The organism is Sphingobium sp. B8D3A, assembly GCF_025961995.1.
Taxonomy (GTDB): domain Bacteria; phylum Pseudomonadota; class Alphaproteobacteria; order Sphingomonadales; family Sphingomonadaceae; genus Sphingobium.
Window position 1 is genome coordinate 1,328,150 of the sequence record NZ_JAOQOS010000001.1, and the last position, 15,910, is coordinate 1,344,059.

Consider the following 15,910-nt stretch of genomic DNA (forward strand, 5'->3'; position numbering starts at 1 on the left):
CATGGATCTCAACCCCGGAACGCCGCTGCATTGGGTCGATGGGGAGGTGATGCTGCGGCTGGGCATCGCGGCCCTGCTGGGATTGGCTCTGGGGCTGGACCGGGAATTGCGCGGACACGCTGCCGGACTCCGCACTCATGGCCTCATCTGCTTCAGCGCGGCGGTGATGACGGTAAGCTCGATCTCGCTCTATCGCCAGCTGGCGACCGGCCAGTCGGGCATGGACCCGCTGCGCATCTTTGAGGCGACGGGGACGTTCGTCGGCATCATTGCGGCAGGCCTCATCGTCTTCAGCAAGGGCGAGGTCCATAATCTCACCACCGCGGCGCACATCTGGCTGGCGACCGTGGTGGGCATCGCGTGCGGTGCGGCGCAGTGGCCGCTGGTTTTGGTGGCGAGCATCGTGTCGGTGGTGATGCTGACCTTTCTGCGGCTGGTGGAGCGGCGCTGGATCGAGCCTCGCCTCGCAGAGAGGGCATCCGACAAGGAAGAGGAAAAGAGCTGATGCCCCGCAAGAGCCCCCTTGCCGATTATGACGCCAAGCGCGATTTCTCGCGCACGCCCGAGCCGGCAGGCAAGCAGGAGCGCAGCCCCGGCGGCAATTTGTTCATCGTGCAAAAGCATGATGCGACGCGGCTGCACTGGGACTTCCGGCTGGAAGTGGATGGCGTGCTCAAGAGCTGGGCCGTGACCAAGGGGCCGAGCGTGGACCCGGACGACAAGCGCCTCGCCGTGCGGACGGAGGATCATCCGCTCTCCTACGCGACGTTCGAGGGGATCATCCCCAAGGGTGAATATGGCGGCGGCACGGTGATGCTGTGGGACAAGGGAAGCTGGGCGCCGGTGGAAGGCAAGAGCGCCAAGGATATCGAGAAGGGCCATCTCCATTTCCGGCTGGAAGGCGAGCGCATGAAGGGCGAATGGCTGCTGGTGCGGATGAAGCCGCGCCCCGGCGAAAAGCGCGAGAACTGGCTGCTGCGCAAGATCGACGACGCCTTCGCCGGCAACGGCGACGTGCTGGTGGAGCAATCACTGACATCCGTGCTCACCGACCGCACCATGGCGGAGATCGCGGCGGATACGGCAGGCGCGCAGTCGCTGGCCGGCAAGAAAGGCAAGGCCTTCACCCAAGCGATGGAGGCCGCCGCAGCGCATAATGACAAGGCTGCCAAGAAGGCGGCGGCGCCAGCACGCCGTACGTCGAAAGCTCAGTCGAAAGCCAAGCGGCCGGATTTCCAGTCCGTGCAACTGGCGACCCTGGTTGACGCGGTGCCAACGGGTAATGAGTGGATGCACGAGATCAAGTTCGACGGCTATCGTGCACTCGCAGCCGTCAACGGGGCGGATGTACGGCTCTTTACGCGCAGCGGCCTCGACTGGACGGACAAGTTTCAGCCCATTGCCGACGCCTTGGCCGCGCTGGATCTGCCGCCCGCGTTGATCGATGGCGAGATCGTGGCGCTGGGCAAGGGTGGCAATCCCGATTTCTCGACGTTGCAGGCCGCATTGAAGGGTGAGGGCAAAGCCGCGCTGAGCCTCTTCGCCTTCGATCTGCTGAGCCTCGATGGCGCGGACCTGCGCGGCAGTTCGAACATCGAGCGCAAGGAGCGGCTGGAATCGCTGCTCCACGCGGCACAGGCGCCGCTTCATGTCGCCGATCATGTCATAGGCGCGGGCGAGAAGCTGTTTACGGCCATGTGTAAAGCGGGTGGTGAGGGGATCATCTCCAAGCGCATCGACGCGCCCTATCGCGGCGCGCGGACCCGCAATTGGCTCAAGGTCAAATGTACGCTGCGGCAGGAGTTCGTGCTGATCGGCTGGACCCGCAGCAGCGCCAAGGGGCGCCCGTTTGCCTCGCTTTTGCTGGGCCAGCGGGAAGGGGAGGAGTTGGTCTACAAAGGCAAGGTCGGCACCGGCTTCGATGCGGCGACGATGGACGATCTCGCGGCCCGCTTCGCCACGCGCGCGCGCAAGACCCCGGCGGCGGAGGTGCCCCGGGCCGAGGCACGCGGCGCGCAGTGGATCAAGCCGGACCTAGTGGCCGAGGTGGCCTTTGCGGAATTCACCGGCGACGGCCGAGTTCGGCATGGCAGCTTCCTGGGGCTGCGCAGCGACAAGGATGCGACCGCCGTGACGCCCGAAAAGAAGGCCCCCGCACCCAAGGCGAAGAGCGACGTGCCGATCTCCAACCGGGAGCGTGTGATCTTCCCCGAGAGCGGGCAGACCAAGGGCGATCTGGCCGATTATTATGCGGCGATCGCGCCGCTCATGCTGCCTTTCGTCTCGGACCGGCCGATCAGCCTCGTGCGCTGCCCTCAGGGCCGGGCGAAGCAGTGCTTTTTCCAGAAGCATGATAGCGGCTCGTTCGGTGCCCATGTGCATCATGTGCCCATCCGCGAGAAGGATGGCGGCACGGAGGATTATCTCTACGTGCAGGACGCTGAGGGCCTGCTCGCCTGTGTGCAGATGGGGACCATCGAGTTTCACGGCTGGGCCGCGCGGGCCAGCGATGTCGAGCATCCTGACAAGATGATCTTCGATCTCGATCCCGATGAGGCGCTGGATTTCTCCGAGATCATCCGCGCGGCCCGGGATATCCGCCGGCGGTTGGAGGATATCGGGCTGGTCAGCTTCGCCATGCTGTCCGGAGGCAAGGGCGTGCATGTGGTCGTTCCGCTCACGCCGGGGCATGATTGGGACACGCACAAGGATTTCTCGCATCGCTTCGCAGAGGCGATGAGCATGGCTGAGCCGGAGCGCTTCGTCGCCACGATGAGCAAGGCCAAGCGCAAGGGGCGCATCTTCATCGATTATCTGCGCAACCAGCGGGGCGGCACGGCGGTGGTGCCCTATTCCGCGCGCGCCCGTGCTGGCGCGCCGGTTGCGGTGCCGATCAGCTGGGAGGAGCTGGAGGATGCGAAGGATGCGCATCCGTTCAGCATCGCGGATGCGGAGGCCTTAATCGAGCGGTCACGGGACAAGTCGCTGCGGGGCTGGGGATTGATGGCGCAGGGCTTGCCGGAATTGTGAGCCTTTGCCTGCCCGCTCGTGTCGAGCGAAGTCGAGACACGTTAGGACAGCGCTGGCGTGTCTCGACTACGCTCGACACGAACGGGGGGAGAATTAGACCCCCTATTCGTGCCGGAGCGCGTCGATGGGGTTCAGGGCCGCCGCCCGCCGGGCGGGGAAGAAGCCGAACACCACCCCGATCAGCGCTGAAATGCAGAAGGCAAAGACGTTGATCTGCGCGTCGAACGTCCACGGCACCTGCATCAAGGGCGTCGCCACGGCGATGGCGATCTGCGCCAATAGCAGGCCGATCGCGCCGCCGAGGCAGGAGAGCACCACCGCCTCCACAAGAAACTGCAGCAGCACCTCGCGCTGCACCGCGCCGATGGCGAGGCGGATGCCGATTTCGCGGGTCCGTTCCGTCACGGAGACGAGCATGATGTTCATGATGCCGATGCCGCCGACTACAAGGCTGATGCCCGCCACTGCTGCGACGATTCGCGTCAGCAGTGTGGTTGTGCCGGTCAGCGTGTCGGAAATCTGGCGGGTGTCGAAAATGTTGAAGTCATCTTCCTTGCCGCCGGTGATCTTCCGCCGGTCCCGCAGCAGGTCGGTGAGGGAGGCCTGCACCTGCTGGGTCGAATAGGCCTGATCGACGCCCACCATCAGCAGCCGGATATCCGTCGTCCCGGTAAAGCGCCGCTGCACGGTCTTGATCGGCATGATGACGACATCGTCCTGATCGCCGCCGAAGCCGGCCTGTCCGCGCGTGCTCAGCGTGCCGACGATGTCGCAGCTGACATCGCCAATGCGGAAGCGCTTGCCGATGGCATCGTCGCCCCGGAAGAGGTTGCGCTGCACGGTCGAGCCGATGATGCACACGGCCTTGCCGGCGGTTTCCTCCGCGGGGGTAAACATGCGCCCGGCGCTCAGCGGCCATGGCTGCACCTTGAAATAATCCATCGTCGTGCCGTTGATCGTCGTCGACCAGTTGGCGCCCTCATAGATCGCCGTCGCGCTGGCCTGCGCCTGTGGGGCGACGGCCGTGACCCCGGCGACCTGCTGCTGGATGGCCGTCACGTCCGAGGGTTCGAACTCGGGCGGACGCGGCCCGCCGCCACCCCGGCCGAAGCCCTGGCCGGGCCGCACCTGCAGGATGTTGGTGCCGAGCGCCGCGATCTGCTGCTGCACGGCGGCTGTCGTCGCCTTGCCCAGCGTCACCATGGTGACGACCGCCGCCACGCCGATGATGATGCCCAGCGTCGTCAGAAAGGAGCGCAGCTTGTGCCGCAGGATCGAGCGCAGCGCGAGGAGGAAGGTGGTGCCCAGCATCAGTGCATCGCCCTTTTGCCTGCGCCCTGTTCGATGCGATCGACCAGCCCGTCCTTGAAATGCACGATGGTGCGGGCGAACTCGGCCATGTCCGGCTCGTGCGTCACCATGAGCACGGTGATGCCCGCATCGCGATTGAGGCCGCTCAGCAGTTCCATGATCTCCACCGAGCGCTCGCTATCGAGATTTCCGGTGGGCTCGTCGGCGAGCAGCACATCGGGATTGGTGACGATCGCGCGCGCGATGGCGACGCGCTGTTGCTGGCCGCCGGAGAGTTCGGCGGGCGTATGGTCCCACCATTTATCCAGCCCGACCTTCTCGAGCGCGCTCATTGCCGCCTCCCGCCGCGCATCCTTGGCATCGCCGCGGTAGAGCAGGGGCAGCTCGACATTTTCGAGCGCCGTCGTGCGCGCCAGCAGGTTGAAGCCCTGAAAGACGAAGCCGAGATATTTGCGGCGCAGCAGTGCCCGTTGATCCCGGTCCAGCGTCTCGACATGCACGCCCTTGAACATGAAGGCGCCCGAGGTCGGCACATCGAGGCAGCCGAGGATGTTCATCGCCGTCGACTTGCCGGAGCCGGACGGGCCCATGACCGCCACGAAATCGCCCTGCGCAACGTCGAGGTCGACGCCCTTGAGCGCCTGGAACGCGGTCGCGCCCTCGCCATAGACCTTGGTGATGCCGCGCAGGGAAATGAAGGCGTTATCGGCCACTGCTGGCGGCCCCGCTGAGCTGACTGGTGATGACGTTCATGCCCGGCTTGAGGTCGCCGGAAAGCACTTCGGTATGGAAGCCGTCGGTGTCGCCGGTGGTGATCTGCACCGCTTTCGGCTTGCCGTCGTCGCCCAGCACATAGACCTGCTGCTGCGCGCCGCGACCCACGGTGACGCTGCGGTCATTGCCGCCGCCCCTGCGGCGCGGCCCCATCGAGAGCGCGCCGGTGATGCCGGACTGCCCGCCGCCGGCCTGGCTGCCGCCCGGCGCCTGCGGGGAGAAGCGCAGCGCCGCGTTGGGCACCAGCAGCACATCCTTCTTGTCGGACGTGACGATGTCCGCCGTCGCGGTCATGCCGGGGCGCAGGTCAAGCTTTTCGTTATCGACGCTGAGGTCGGCGGCATAGGAGACAACCTGACCCGTGGTGCCGCTCGTGGACGTGCTCGACGTCGAGGAGGCGCTGGCCGCGCTGGCCGAGAGATTGGAGCCGATGTCGACGCGGGTGATGACGGCCGGGAAGGTCCGCTCAGGGAAGGCATCCACGATGAACGTCGCCTTCTGGCCCTCCTTGACCGTGCCGACGTCGGCCTCGTCAATGGCGACTTCCAGCTTCATCTTGGAGAGATCCTCGGCGATCACGAACAAGGTCGGCGTGTTGAACGAGGCCGCGACGGTCTGGCCGGGGTCGACCTGACGGGCGAGCACGACGCCCGCCACGGGCGAGCGGATGATCGCGCGGGCGCGCTGGGTCTGGTTCTGCGAGAGAGCGGCCTGGCTGGCGACGACATTGGCCTCGGCCACCCGCAGCGCGGCCTGTGCGCGCTGCACATTGGCGCGTCCGGTCTGCAGCTCGGTCTTGGACGGGACACGTCCGCCTGAGAGTCGGGCGACCTCTTCCAGCCGGGCAAGCTGCGCCTGCGATTCGGAGAGGGTTGCCTTGGCCTGGGCTACCTGAGCCTGATTGGCGGCAAGCTGGGCGCGGCCCTGACGAATCTGATCCTCGATCTGCTCGGGGTCGATTTCGGCCAGTGGCTGGCCCTGCGTCACGCGGTCGTTCACGTCCACCAGCACGCGCACCACCAGGCCGGAAAGCTGCGAGCCGACCGTCACCTGATTGGTCGGCGCCAGCTTGCCGGTCGCCGAGACAGTGGTGACGAGGTGGCTGCGCTGAACGGGCGCGGTCACATAGCCGGGTGCCTCCGCGCTGCCGAAGAAGCGCCAGGCGAGCAGAATGAGCAGCAGCGCGCCGGCGACGATGGCGACCCATTTGAAATGGCGACGCCAGGCCGGCTGCGGCTTCACGCCGAGAAAATCATCGAGTTGCTGATCTGCCATGCTTGTGCTTCCGGTCATTGAGGCGCGGTCGGCGTGACGGTGGAATCCCACCCGCCACCCAGTGAGGTGTAAAGAGCGATCAGGGCGGTTGCCTTGTCGGCGCGGGCCTGCACCAGGCCGTTGCGGGCCGAGATGAGCGAGGCTTCCTGCGTGTTGAGCGTGGTGAAGTCAGTGAGGCCGGTGCGATACTGGTCGCGTGCGAGCAAGGCGGAGGTGTTGGCCGCATCGAAGGCGATGGCGAACTGTCGTTCCCGCTCACCGGCGGTGCGCAGCGCAACCAGCGCGTTCTCGACATCTTCCAGCGCGGTCAGCACGGTCGACCGATAGCTGGCGAAGGCGCCTTCCGCACCGGCCTGCGCGGAGCGGATCTGCGCGCTGGTGCGGCCACCATCGAAAATGAGCTGGCTGAGGCTCGCGAACAGGCTGCCGGTGATTGTATCGAGCACGCTGCCGAGGCTGGTGGCGCCCGCGCTCAGGCTACCGCCAATGCTGAGTGCCGGGAAAAGCTGGGCGCGCGAGACGCCGATCTGCGCGGTGGTGGCGGCGAGGTTGCGCTCGGCGGCGCGCACGTCGGGGCGCTGGCGCAGCACGTCGGCGGGGATGCCGGCGGCGATCTCCTCCGGTCCGCGGGGGATAGGCTTGGGCGCTGCCAGCATCTCCTTGAGCGCGCCGGGTGCCTGCCCGGTCAACACGCCGATGCGGGAGACGGCGGCATTATACTGCTGCTCGATCTGTGGCAGGCTGGCGGCAGTCTGTGCCCGGCTTGCCCGCGCTTGCTCCGCATCCAGCGATGAGGCCAGCCCGGCCTGCACGCGGAAGCCGGCGATCTCCAGATTATCGTCCTGAATCGCCAGGCTCGACCGCGCATTCTCGATCTGCGCCTGATAGGCACGCGCCAGCACATAATTGCGCGCGACCTCGCTCTGCACCGAGAGCAGCACGGTCGCATAATCGAAGCCCGCGCCTTCATATTGCGCCCGGCTGGCCGCCACGGAGCTGCGCACGCCGCCGAAGAGATCGAGCTGGTAGCTGGCGTCTAGCCCCAGCGAGAAGCTGTCGGTGCCGCCGTCGCCAACGGTCACGACCGAGCCGTCCGGCAGCGTCGTCGTCCTGTCGCCGCCCCGCAGCGGCTCGGTCCGGCGGTAACCGGCCGAGCCACTGGCCGAGGGCAGGAGGCTCGAGCGGCTGACCACCAGCGCCTCGCGCGCCTGCCGCAGCCGCGCCGTCGCCTGTGCGAGGTCGAGGTTGGATTGCGCGGCCTGCTCCACCAACTGGCCCAGCACCGGATCATCGAAGCTCAGCCACCAGCGGGTCAGGTCCGCCCGGTCCGGCGTTGCCGGCACGGACCACTGATCGGGCACCCCCAGAGCGGAGGCGCTTTTCGGCTCATAAGCGGGAGCCATGGTGCAGGATGGCAGCAGGACGATGCCCGATAGCAGCAGGAATGCGCGGTTCATGCCCGATGAATGGGTGAGCGCGCATTTTTCGTCCAGCCGCAAATTGTCACAAATTATACCGAACGGGTGGATTGCCGCTACGGAACGCTGCGCGGAGAGGCCTTATCCATTCCTTAAGATATTGATGGTTAAGGAAGTTGTTCGGTGAATGCGCGTCGATTATCATGGCTGCAACAGGGCCGGATCGTCGATAGCGACGCACCAGGACGGAGCCCGATCTTCTTCGAGAGAACAGCATGATGAACGTGAGGCTTGGCGCTGCGGCGCTCGCATTGTCTTTGGTGTCGGTCCCCGCTTTGGCGACCTCGACCATTACCGACGGGATCAACAACCCAGCAGGCCAGTGGGCCGGCATCGATTATTGGGGCGTCCAGGTCTCCCAATTCTCGACGGTGGACCAGACATTCACGTTCAATCTGCCCACCTACAGCAAGGTGGATCTGTTTCTGAGCGGTTCGCCGAAATTCCAGTTCACGGACATTTTGCTCAACGGCACGAGCATCGCCAGCAATCTGACGCCGGGCTGGAGCAACGCGCTGATCGGCTCCGGCTTTGCCGATGCCGGGTCGGTAACCCTGCAGTTCAAGGCGAACTACACCTGCCCCGATTGCTGGGGCGACTGGTTCGGCGGCTATGTGCAGGTGAGCGAGGCGGCCTATAATCCGCCTGTGACGCCGCCGGCCTCCAATCCCATTCCTGAGCCTGCGACCTGGGCGCTGATGCTCGGCGGTCTGGCGCTGGTGGGTCTTATGATGCGCCGCCGCAAGGTGTCGGTCAGCTTCGGCTGACCGGTTTTGTCCGCGGCGAGGTGACGAGAGGGCCGGACTTCCGGCCCTTTTTCATGGGTCATGCAGGAGCAGGCGCGCGGCCCTCTCCGCCAGCGATGGTTAGCACCAGCTTTTCCAGCACGACATTGTCGTCCATCCGCCAAATGCTGATCCGGTGCCGCCCGGCCTCAATCGGGCCGAGATCGGCGGTCAGGCGTACGCTGTTGTCGATGACAGCCTCGGCCCAGCGCTGCTTGGCGGACGTGTCCTGTGCGCCGCCCGTCGGCTCCAGCACGGCCCGCAAGACCGTGACTGGGCCATCGTCCAGAGACACGCCGAGCGCGACTCCGGCCTGTCCCATCGTACCCAGCGTGGGGACCAGGTGGGCGGTGATCTGACCGGTCCCGGCCTGGGGGACGTCCACCTCATAATCGAGCGCGACCCCGTCGGCCGGGGTGGTCGCGGGACGACCTTGCGGCAGGGCCACCATAGCACTGCCGCCCTGACCGAGATGGGCGATGGGGGTCCAGCGCAGGCCCTTGGCATGGCGCGCGCGGGCGAAGTCGCTCGCGGCGATGGTGATGACGCGGGGGTCTGCAGGGCGGGGTGCGACGAACACGGGCGTGCCCTTCGTCGTGCCATCGCCGACCCGCGATATGCTGGGCATGCTCTGTTGGGTCGGCTGCTGCCAGATGACATAGCCGATGTGCACCTGCGCCATCATGCCATCCCACTTGCCACCATTGAGTGTATGATAGTGCGCCGTCAGATCGGCATCGCGCTTGTAGCTCGTTTCCACCATGTCCGCGAAATAGTTGGCGCGCGGGTCATTGTCCTGCGCCAGCCGCTTGTTCCACGCCGCGCCATAATAGAGCCGGTACAGATTGGCCATCGCGCTGATCGGGTAGGCGAGGAGTTGATCGTAAGCGTCGTGCTGCGCAGGCCGCAGCTTCGCCCGTGTGGCGAGCATCCGGCGTTCGAGCGCATCCCACTCGGCAACCCGTGCGCCGAACACGCCCCCCTCCAGCGCCTGCGGCGTGACTGCGCCCAGCGGGAAGCTGTCCTGATCGATCAGTTCGGGTTTCCGTCGCGCGGCATATTGGCTGTAGGCCGTCATCATCGCGCCGATCGCCTCGGCTTCTTCGGGGCCGAATGTCGCCGCTGCCCAGCGTGCCGGATAGGCCGCCAGTGCGTGCGGGGTCATAGCCTCGGGATTCCAGGCCATCGTCAGAAAGAAGCTGAGCGGATATTCCATGGGCTTGATGTCGCCGACATTGACGATCCACATTGCCCGGGCGTCGCGCTGCCAGGCCAGGTCCATCTGCTGCCAGACCTTCTCGATCTGGTTGGTGTTCAGCCACTTATAGTTGCGCGGCACACCCACATAATCGAAGTGATGATAGACGCCATGGCCGCCGCTGCGCGGCCTCGCGGCCGGATGTGGCAGGCGGCGGATCTGGCCCCAATTATCGTCCGCGAACAGCAGGATGACATCGTCGGGCACCTGCATGCCGTGATCGTAATAATCCTGCACTTCCTTGTAGAGCGCCCAGACCTGCGGGGTCTTGTCCGCGCTCTGGCCGGTCACCTGGGCGATGATGGCGCGCTGGTCCGTCACGATCTGTTCGAGCAGCGGGATCGCGGTGCCTTCCGCCATCGCCTCATCGCCATCGCCGCGCATCCCGATGGTGACGACGGACTCATAGCGCCCGCCATTCCCTTTCGACATCATGCGGGTGATCCCGCCGCGCCAGAATTCGCGCAGGTTGTCGGCGTTGGTCGTGTAATCCCAGCGTCCGCCGGTCACGCCGCCTTCAGGATTGCGGTGCCACTCGTCCTGCGCCCGGAGCATCGGCTCGTGGTGGGAATTGCCCATCACCACGCCCATTTCATCGGCAAGGATCATGTTCTGCGGGTCGTCGGCGGCGAAAGCGCGCGGCGCCCACATCGCCGGCCAGAGATAATTGCCCTTCAAGCGCAGCAGCAGCTCGAAGACATGGGCGTACATCGCGGCATTGAAGCCACCGAATGTCTTTTCCGCCCAACTGCTCAGGCAGGGTGCCTCGTCGTTGATGAAGAACCCACGGTAGCGCACCTTGGGCTGATCCCGCACTGGCGTGGCGGAGATCGATACATCCCGCCGCCGCGTGACCGGCACATCGGCAAACCAGTGCCATGGCGAGACGCCGATCTGTTCGGAGACATCATAGGTGCCGAACACGGCGCCGCGCCGATCCGACCCCACGATCACCAGCGCGCGCTCGATCCCCTCGGCCGGATGATCCACGACGATTCGCCGAAAGGCTTCCCAGGCTCCCGCAAGATCGCCCACGTCGATCTTCCCGGCGGCGATCAGACCGTCGATCAGCCGGCTTTGGCCCAGCACGCCGATGATGACAGCCACGCCGGAAGGCGCGCTCCCATAGCCTTTCGACACGCGCGCAGCCGTGCCGCACACCCGCCCAAGATCTTCCGCGAATCGCGTGGCGACATGCCCCACCGCACTGTCGGCCTTGCTATCGATTATCACCGCAGCCGGCACGCCGCTGCGGATCAGGGGGAAGGGCGCTCGCGCTCCCAATCCCAGCGCCCCGGCGCGCGCGGCGAGTGGTGAACCGAGCAAAGCGAGCGTCCCGGCAGCCGCGCCCCCCATCAGCCGTCGCCGCGTGACTCCGCTGGCCGCGTGCTCGCGCATGATCCGCTCCCTTCACTCTTCGCCTGTCTGCGACGCCTCAGCGCACCATCACGCGATTTACTCCGACAAATTAAAGTGCAAATAGTCGAGCCGGCTGTCAAATGCACCGTGCCGTTTTAATACGATTTTCAGTTGACCAGAGGCATGCCGGTGGCAGTGCTTCTGCGGTCATCAACTGGGCATGACGCCCGGACGCTCGCGCGGTCGGAGCGGGCCATATGCCAGGATTTCCGCCATTCTGGCTGGGCTTGGGCTTCAGCGCTCGACGCCGTTAGCGCAGGGAACTCTCCATCGAGGCGCCAAACGATCCATATTTTGCTTCAAATCGAGAGGCCGCGACGCCGCTCGGCGCACGGTTTTCCCTACGCGGATGGCAATTGCTCCGCTCAAAAAAGGGTGTAAACGCTCTAAGGAGCAGAAGGTTGCACCGGCCTGTAAATGCTTCGGGGCGTCGACGGGGGACTTTACGTGATCAAAGATGTGATTGTCGGTTGGCGTCGCCGTTCCATGAGTCCCGTCTCTTATGCCAATCCAGTGGGCGATGCGCTCCAGGCGTCCGGCTCGCTGAGGGACTCCGTCGTTCGATTGATGGACGGAATTGCCGGCTATAAGTGGGCTGGCGAGACAATGCTCGAGGTTCCCAACACAACTGCAGACGCGCATCTCAATCAAGTGCAACAGCGGCGCGTTTTTGCCGGACTGTCGCGCAGTTTTCATCCCGATGAGCGCTCGGATGCAATGCACCTGAGCGCCGACCTGAATGCTCTCGACGATCGCCGGACATCCATCGGCGCGCTTTGAGGCGAAATAGGGCGAGGTCACAACCACCCTCACATTCGTGAGGAAATGGTGCCGGATGCAGGATTTGAACCCGCGACCTTCGGTTTACAAAACCGCTGCACTACCACTGTGCTAATCCGGCAAGGTCGCAACTCCCTATGATTTCGCCGCGCGGGGGTCAATCCGCAATGCGGCTCGGCCGCAAGGTCACGGCCCGGTCTGCATCTCCAGCGCCCAGGCGCGCGCCGCCTCCAGACGGGCAGTATTGACCGCGCAGATCAGCGCGTCGGCGCGGTCAAGAAGGATGGGATCGCGACCGGATCGGTCAACAGGCTGGGTATCGCCGGGCGCGGGCAGGCCGGGGCGATGGGAAGCACAGGCAGCGGGCGCGGCTGGCAGCCGCACAACGCGATCACGATAGGCAAGGGTGAGAGCTTCGCTCTTCTGTTCGGCAGCATCGTTGAGCCTCCTGTTGTGGACGCGCAGCGCGGCGACCTGCGCGTCGAAATCCGCCTGCGCCTTGGCCTGGGCGGCGCGATAATCCTGACGAGCCTGTGCGAGTGCGGCGGCATGGCGCGCACGCAGATGGTCGACCCGCATCCCCCATGCCAGCGCGAGGATAAGAGCGAGGGCGAGCCCGCCGGTGGCGGTGGGCCATCCTTGCAGCGTCACAGGTTGGTCAGGCAGAGCCGGCGCTCTGCCTCCCGCCGGTTGACCAGCCCCTGCACACGCCGCCCATCGACCATCACCCAGAGCCGGAACGCATCGCAGCCGCCGGGCCAATCGCCCGCATTGAACCGCCGCGCGACTGTCGAGCGCGCAAAGGCCGCCTCGCCAATATTGTAGGTGAGCGAGATGGCGGCCGCGAACTGATAGGGCCGATCCTTGAGCGCTGGCACGGCGCGCAGCACTGCGGGCGCCCAGTCGGCGGCCAGCGTTCGATCCAGTATCGCCGCGCATTCGGTGGGCGTGTAACGCCGCATCGGTACGCGGGTCTCGCCGGCGCAGACCGTCCAAATGCCGGCGATGTCGCGATAAGGGTCGGTCCGAGTGCCTTCCCATCGCGCGATGAAGGGTGCCGCGATCATGATGGCGAGACCGACGAAAGCGCTGCCGACCGCGCCGCCCAGCAGCGTGTCCCGCGCGTTCATTTGCTCAAGCCCTTGAAGGCCGCGAACGCGGCGATCATCGAGGCGATGAAACCCGCCACCCATCGGCTCCAGCGCAGCCAGAGCTTCGCCGCGCGCCAGGCTTCGATCACTTCCATGGTCCGCTTGGTGTCCTGTTCGACCAGCGCCAGCCGCTCGGATGCGCGGCCGATTTCCTGCGCCTGCCGGTCGACCGTCTCGGCAAGGCTCTCCACCTTGCCGATCAGTTGATCCAGCTTCCGCGCGAGTTGCGGGCTGGTCATCTTGTCACCGCATCTTTTGCATCGCCATCGCAGCGGTAGAGCGCCACGATGTCTGGTTCATCGCCGGTGAATGGGCCGCTCGGGCAGGCGTAGCTCGTGCCACTGTAGCGCTCGCTGTTGAACACCGCCCATTCATCCAGCGCGCCGCCGGTGAGCCCGTATTCGCCGTTATGGTTGCGGAGCGAATAGCCCGAGGGGGCCGGCACGATCGTCTCGCCGAACGCGGCATAGTTCTCGCGGGTGCCGGGAAGGCCATCGGTGACGTTGGTCACATAGAGCGCCAGCCCTCCCGGCCCGGCCTGGCAGGCGACATGGTAGCGCTTGCCCGGCGCCAGCACGGTGGTGCCGGTGAGGCCGCTCCATACGCGCAGCTTGCCGGCGCCATCGATGGCGACGAAGCGGGAGCCGTTGCTTCCGAACCCGCCGAACAGGACCTGGATCGCGCCCGGGAGCGGGTCCGGGCAGGTGAAGAAGCCCTCCACGGTAATCGGCGCGAAGACCGGGCTGTAACTGCCGCGCGCGGTGCCGCCCGTCATCTGCTGGCCGAACGCCGCGCCACCGGTGCTGGCGGCATAGCTCGTGCTCGTCTCGGCCATGCTGAGCGGGCTGATCGGCGCGATGAAGCCGCTCGGCGGGGCATTGATCGCGCCACCCGGTGTCGGCGCCGCGATGGCGATGGGGAGCGTGCTGCCCTGCACGATGCGTCCGGTGGTGATGCCGTCTCCATCGGTCCGGTCATCGCGGATCGTGTCTGCCGCTGCATTGGCAGGGCCGCTCGGGAAGTAGACCCAGAGGTCGAGCTCATGCCCGGGGCCGGGATCGTTGGCGAGCGTGATTGCGAGGGTCGTGGCGTTCACCGGGGTGACCGAGGCGATCGGGAAGCGATTATCGGTCGCGTTGTTGGCCATCGGGTTCACCCGGCCGCGCGGGAACACCCACAGGCGGTTGCCCGGGGTGCCGCTCAGCACCAGCGCGCTCTGGCCGACATTGCTCAGCGTAAGCGTGATTATGGTGCCGGATCGGGTGGCGGAGAGGGGCGCGGGGCCAAGCCCGGCGCTGGCGCCATAAGAACTGCGCAGCGCGCGATAGAGATGCCGCGCCATGGTCAGCGAGCCGGCCTGCGTCTGGTGGATGCCGTCGCCGCTCATCAGCGTATCGTCCATGTGGACATACGTCGCACCACTGGCCGCGCACCAGTCCTGCGCGCCCTTGCGGATGCGGCTCACTTGCCACGGCGTGCCCCAGCTCCGCAGCAGCCCCATGGAGGGGATGGTCCAGACGAGACGGGCGAAGGACGGCAGGCTGTTGAGCGCGGTCAGCTGGCTGAAGAGGGTGCTCAGGGCCTGACCATAAGCCTTGGGTGGAATGCCATAGAGGGCCTCGGTATGGCCCTGGCCCCAGACAAAGGCCTCGAAGCCATTGCCGGCCCGGTTCATCACCTCGGTGAGCGCCGTCCAGTTGCTCTGCCCGCTAAAGAAGCTGGCGATGGTGGTGCCGCCGACGGCATGGCCGACAACGCCACAGTTGACGCCGGTCAGCGCGACCATGCGATTGAGATATTCACCGACGCCGACGGAATTGGGGCCGGTGCTATTGCTCAAATCAGCCGGCGTCTGCCAGGGCATGGTGGCGGCGGCGGGATTGTAGGTGTTGCCGTCCACATATCGCGCCAGCACCGCGCTGTTGGCATCCGGCGCGATCCCAAGCGAAGCGAAGGTCGCCGTCGAATCGGTGGCCTGTCGCCCCAGCATCCGCACGGTGAGCGACTGACCCGCAAAGCCGGTCAGCATGCCCATGCCGACCTTGACGGTGCCGAGCTGCCAGGCGCCATCCGCGCCCTTCAGATCGATGAAGAACCAGCCAAGCCGCGCGTCCACGCCGGTTACGTCGACATAGGTGGCGCCGTTTGCGATCGTGCTGGCGGTCCATGGCCCCTGCAGGATCGTCGTCCCGTCGTCGGCCGAGCGGATGCGCACGCCGACCGTGCCGGCGGTGACGGTGCCGGACAGCGGCACGCGGATCGTGCCGGTGCCCTTGCCCTGGCCACCGCCGCTTGCGGTGGCGCGCTGGTAAATCCGCTTCTCTTCGTAGCTTGGGAACTGCGCCAGCGTGAAGCCAGCGCTGTAACTCGCGGCAACGAGCGCCGCAGCGACCGGCCCGACGGGGTCCGCATCGGCTGACCCACTGCCGCCGGCCCCGTTCGCCAGCTCGCGCGGGCCGATCATCGATCCCGTATCGGCTGCGGACAGCACATAGCTGTTGGCGGTGGCGCCTGCGATGGGTACGCCATCGCGCAGCCACTGCCATCCCGTCGCCGCGCCGTTCACGATGATGCCGCCCAGAGCGGTGAGCATATCGCCGACGCGCGGAGGGCTGGCGGCGCCGGTCATGGCGGGTCTGCTCGTCCAAC

Annotated in this window: 12 protein-coding genes, 1 tRNA gene and 1 pseudogene; 4 read left to right on the top strand and 10 right to left on the bottom strand. The window is 66.1% G+C overall.

Features of this window, described 5'->3' with window-relative positions; all coding sequences use genetic code 11:
• The first annotated feature begins 1 nt into the window (after nt 1).
• Together M2342_RS06135 and ligD are read left to right on the top strand one after the other, a co-directional pair.
• A complete protein-coding gene (locus tag M2342_RS06135; protein WP_264578439.1) occupies nt 2-505 on the top strand; it encodes an MgtC/SapB family protein in 504 nt (167 codons plus the stop codon).
• Nucleotides 505-3,030, top strand: a complete 2,526-nt coding sequence (ligD, locus tag M2342_RS06140; protein WP_264578440.1) for a DNA ligase D — start codon at nt 505-507, stop codon at nt 3,028-3,030. The genes M2342_RS06135 and ligD overlap by 1 nt, the downstream gene beginning before the upstream one ends.
• A 102-nt stretch (nt 3,031-3,132) precedes the next feature.
• Here ligD and M2342_RS06145 read toward each other — a convergent pair whose 3' ends face one another.
• Genes M2342_RS06145 through M2342_RS06160 form a run of 4 tightly spaced genes read right to left on the bottom strand, consistent with a single transcriptional unit; the run spans nt 3,133 to nt 7,847 of the window.
• Nucleotides 3,133-4,341: an ABC transporter permease gene (locus M2342_RS06145; protein ID WP_181560226.1), complete on the bottom strand. Its 1,209-nt coding sequence runs from the start codon at nt 4,339-4,341 to the stop codon at nt 3,133-3,135.
• Nucleotides 4,341-5,054: an ABC transporter ATP-binding protein gene (locus M2342_RS06150; protein ID WP_264570898.1), complete on the bottom strand. Its 714-nt coding sequence runs from the start codon at nt 5,052-5,054 to the stop codon at nt 4,341-4,343. The genes M2342_RS06145 and M2342_RS06150 overlap by 1 nt, the downstream gene beginning before the upstream one ends.
• Nucleotides 5,044-6,390: an efflux RND transporter periplasmic adaptor subunit gene (locus M2342_RS06155; protein WP_264578441.1), complete on the bottom strand. Its 1,347-nt coding sequence runs from the start codon at nt 6,388-6,390 to the stop codon at nt 5,044-5,046. The genes M2342_RS06150 and M2342_RS06155 overlap by 11 nt, the downstream gene beginning before the upstream one ends.
• 14 nt (nt 6,391-6,404) lie before the next feature.
• On the bottom strand, nt 6,405-7,847 hold the full coding sequence (locus M2342_RS06160; RefSeq protein ID WP_264578442.1) for an efflux transporter outer membrane subunit: 1,443 nt from the start codon (nt 7,845-7,847) through the stop codon (nt 6,405-6,407).
• A gap of 692 nt (nt 7,848-8,539) precedes the next feature.
• On the opposite strand from M2342_RS06160, the pseudogene M2342_RS17085 reads away from it, so the two are divergent.
• A pseudogene (locus M2342_RS17085) lies at nt 8,540-8,635 on the top strand (PEPxxWA-CTERM sorting domain-containing protein); the annotation flags it as partial.
• 58 nt (nt 8,636-8,693) lie between these two features.
• Here the strand turns inward: M2342_RS17085 and M2342_RS06170 are convergent.
• The gene (locus M2342_RS06170; protein ID WP_264578444.1) at nt 8,694-11,309 is read right to left on the bottom strand and encodes a glycosyl hydrolase 115 family protein; all 2,616 of its coding nucleotides are present in this window, start codon (nt 11,307-11,309) and stop codon (nt 8,694-8,696) included.
• A gap of 468 nt (nt 11,310-11,777) precedes the next feature.
• Between M2342_RS06170 and M2342_RS06175 the strand changes: the two genes are divergently transcribed.
• Nucleotides 11,778-12,110 carry a hypothetical protein gene (locus M2342_RS06175; protein ID WP_264578445.1) on the top strand — a complete coding sequence of 111 codons (333 nt, stop codon included), beginning with the start codon at nt 11,778-11,780 and terminating at the stop codon, nt 12,108-12,110.
• A 46-nt stretch (nt 12,111-12,156) separates the two neighbouring features.
• On the opposite strand, the gene M2342_RS06180 is transcribed toward M2342_RS06175, so the two are convergent.
• From M2342_RS06180 to M2342_RS06200, 5 genes are all read right to left on the bottom strand, one after another.
• Nucleotides 12,157-12,231 (bottom strand) — tRNA-Thr (locus tag M2342_RS06180).
• A gap of 65 nt (nt 12,232-12,296) precedes the next feature.
• Entirely contained in the window at nt 12,297-12,761 is a 465-nt protein-coding gene (locus M2342_RS06185; RefSeq protein WP_264578446.1) for a hypothetical protein, read from the bottom strand.
• Nucleotides 12,758-13,240: a lysozyme gene (locus M2342_RS06190; protein WP_264578447.1), complete on the bottom strand. Its 483-nt coding sequence runs from the start codon at nt 13,238-13,240 to the stop codon at nt 12,758-12,760. Before M2342_RS06190 ends, M2342_RS06185 begins: the two co-directional genes overlap by 4 nt.
• Entirely contained in the window at nt 13,237-13,500 is a 264-nt protein-coding gene (locus M2342_RS06195; RefSeq protein ID WP_181560218.1) for a hypothetical protein, read from the bottom strand. Before M2342_RS06195 ends, M2342_RS06190 begins: the two co-directional genes overlap by 4 nt.
• Complete coding sequence (locus tag M2342_RS06200; RefSeq protein WP_264578448.1) at nt 13,497-15,890, bottom strand: sialate O-acetylesterase; 2,394 nt, start codon at nt 15,888-15,890, stop codon at nt 13,497-13,499. Before M2342_RS06200 ends, M2342_RS06195 begins: the two co-directional genes overlap by 4 nt.
• Nucleotides 15,891-15,910: the final 20 nt, after the last annotated feature.

Bases quoted from the DNA above. Each gene is read 5' to 3' on its own strand.
- M2342_RS06135 (WP_264578439.1), top strand. From the start codon at position 2: ATGGATCTCAACCCCGGAACGCCGCTGCATTGGGTCGATGGGGAGGTG.
- ligD (WP_264578440.1), top strand. From the start codon at position 505: ATGCCCCGCAAGAGCCCCCTTGCCGATTATGACGCCAAGCGCGATTTC.
- M2342_RS06145 (WP_181560226.1), bottom strand. From the start codon at position 4,341: ATGCTGGGCACCACCTTCCTCCTCGCGCTGCGCTCGATCCTGCGGCAC.
- M2342_RS06155 (WP_264578441.1), bottom strand. From the start codon at position 6,390: ATGGCAGATCAGCAACTCGATGATTTTCTCGGCGTGAAGCCGCAGCCG.
- M2342_RS06160 (WP_264578442.1), bottom strand. From the start codon at position 7,847: ATGAACCGCGCATTCCTGCTGCTATCGGGCATCGTCCTGCTGCCATCC.
- M2342_RS06170 (WP_264578444.1), bottom strand. From the start codon at position 11,309: ATGCGCGAGCACGCGGCCAGCGGAGTCACGCGGCGACGGCTGATGGGG.
- M2342_RS06190 (WP_264578447.1), bottom strand. From the start codon at position 13,240: ATGAACGCGCGGGACACGCTGCTGGGCGGCGCGGTCGGCAGCGCTTTC.
- M2342_RS06195 (WP_181560218.1), bottom strand. From the start codon at position 13,500: ATGACCAGCCCGCAACTCGCGCGGAAGCTGGATCAACTGATCGGCAAG.
- M2342_RS06200 (WP_264578448.1), bottom strand. From the start codon at position 15,890: ATGACCGGCGCCGCCAGCCCTCCGCGCGTCGGCGATATGCTCACCGCT.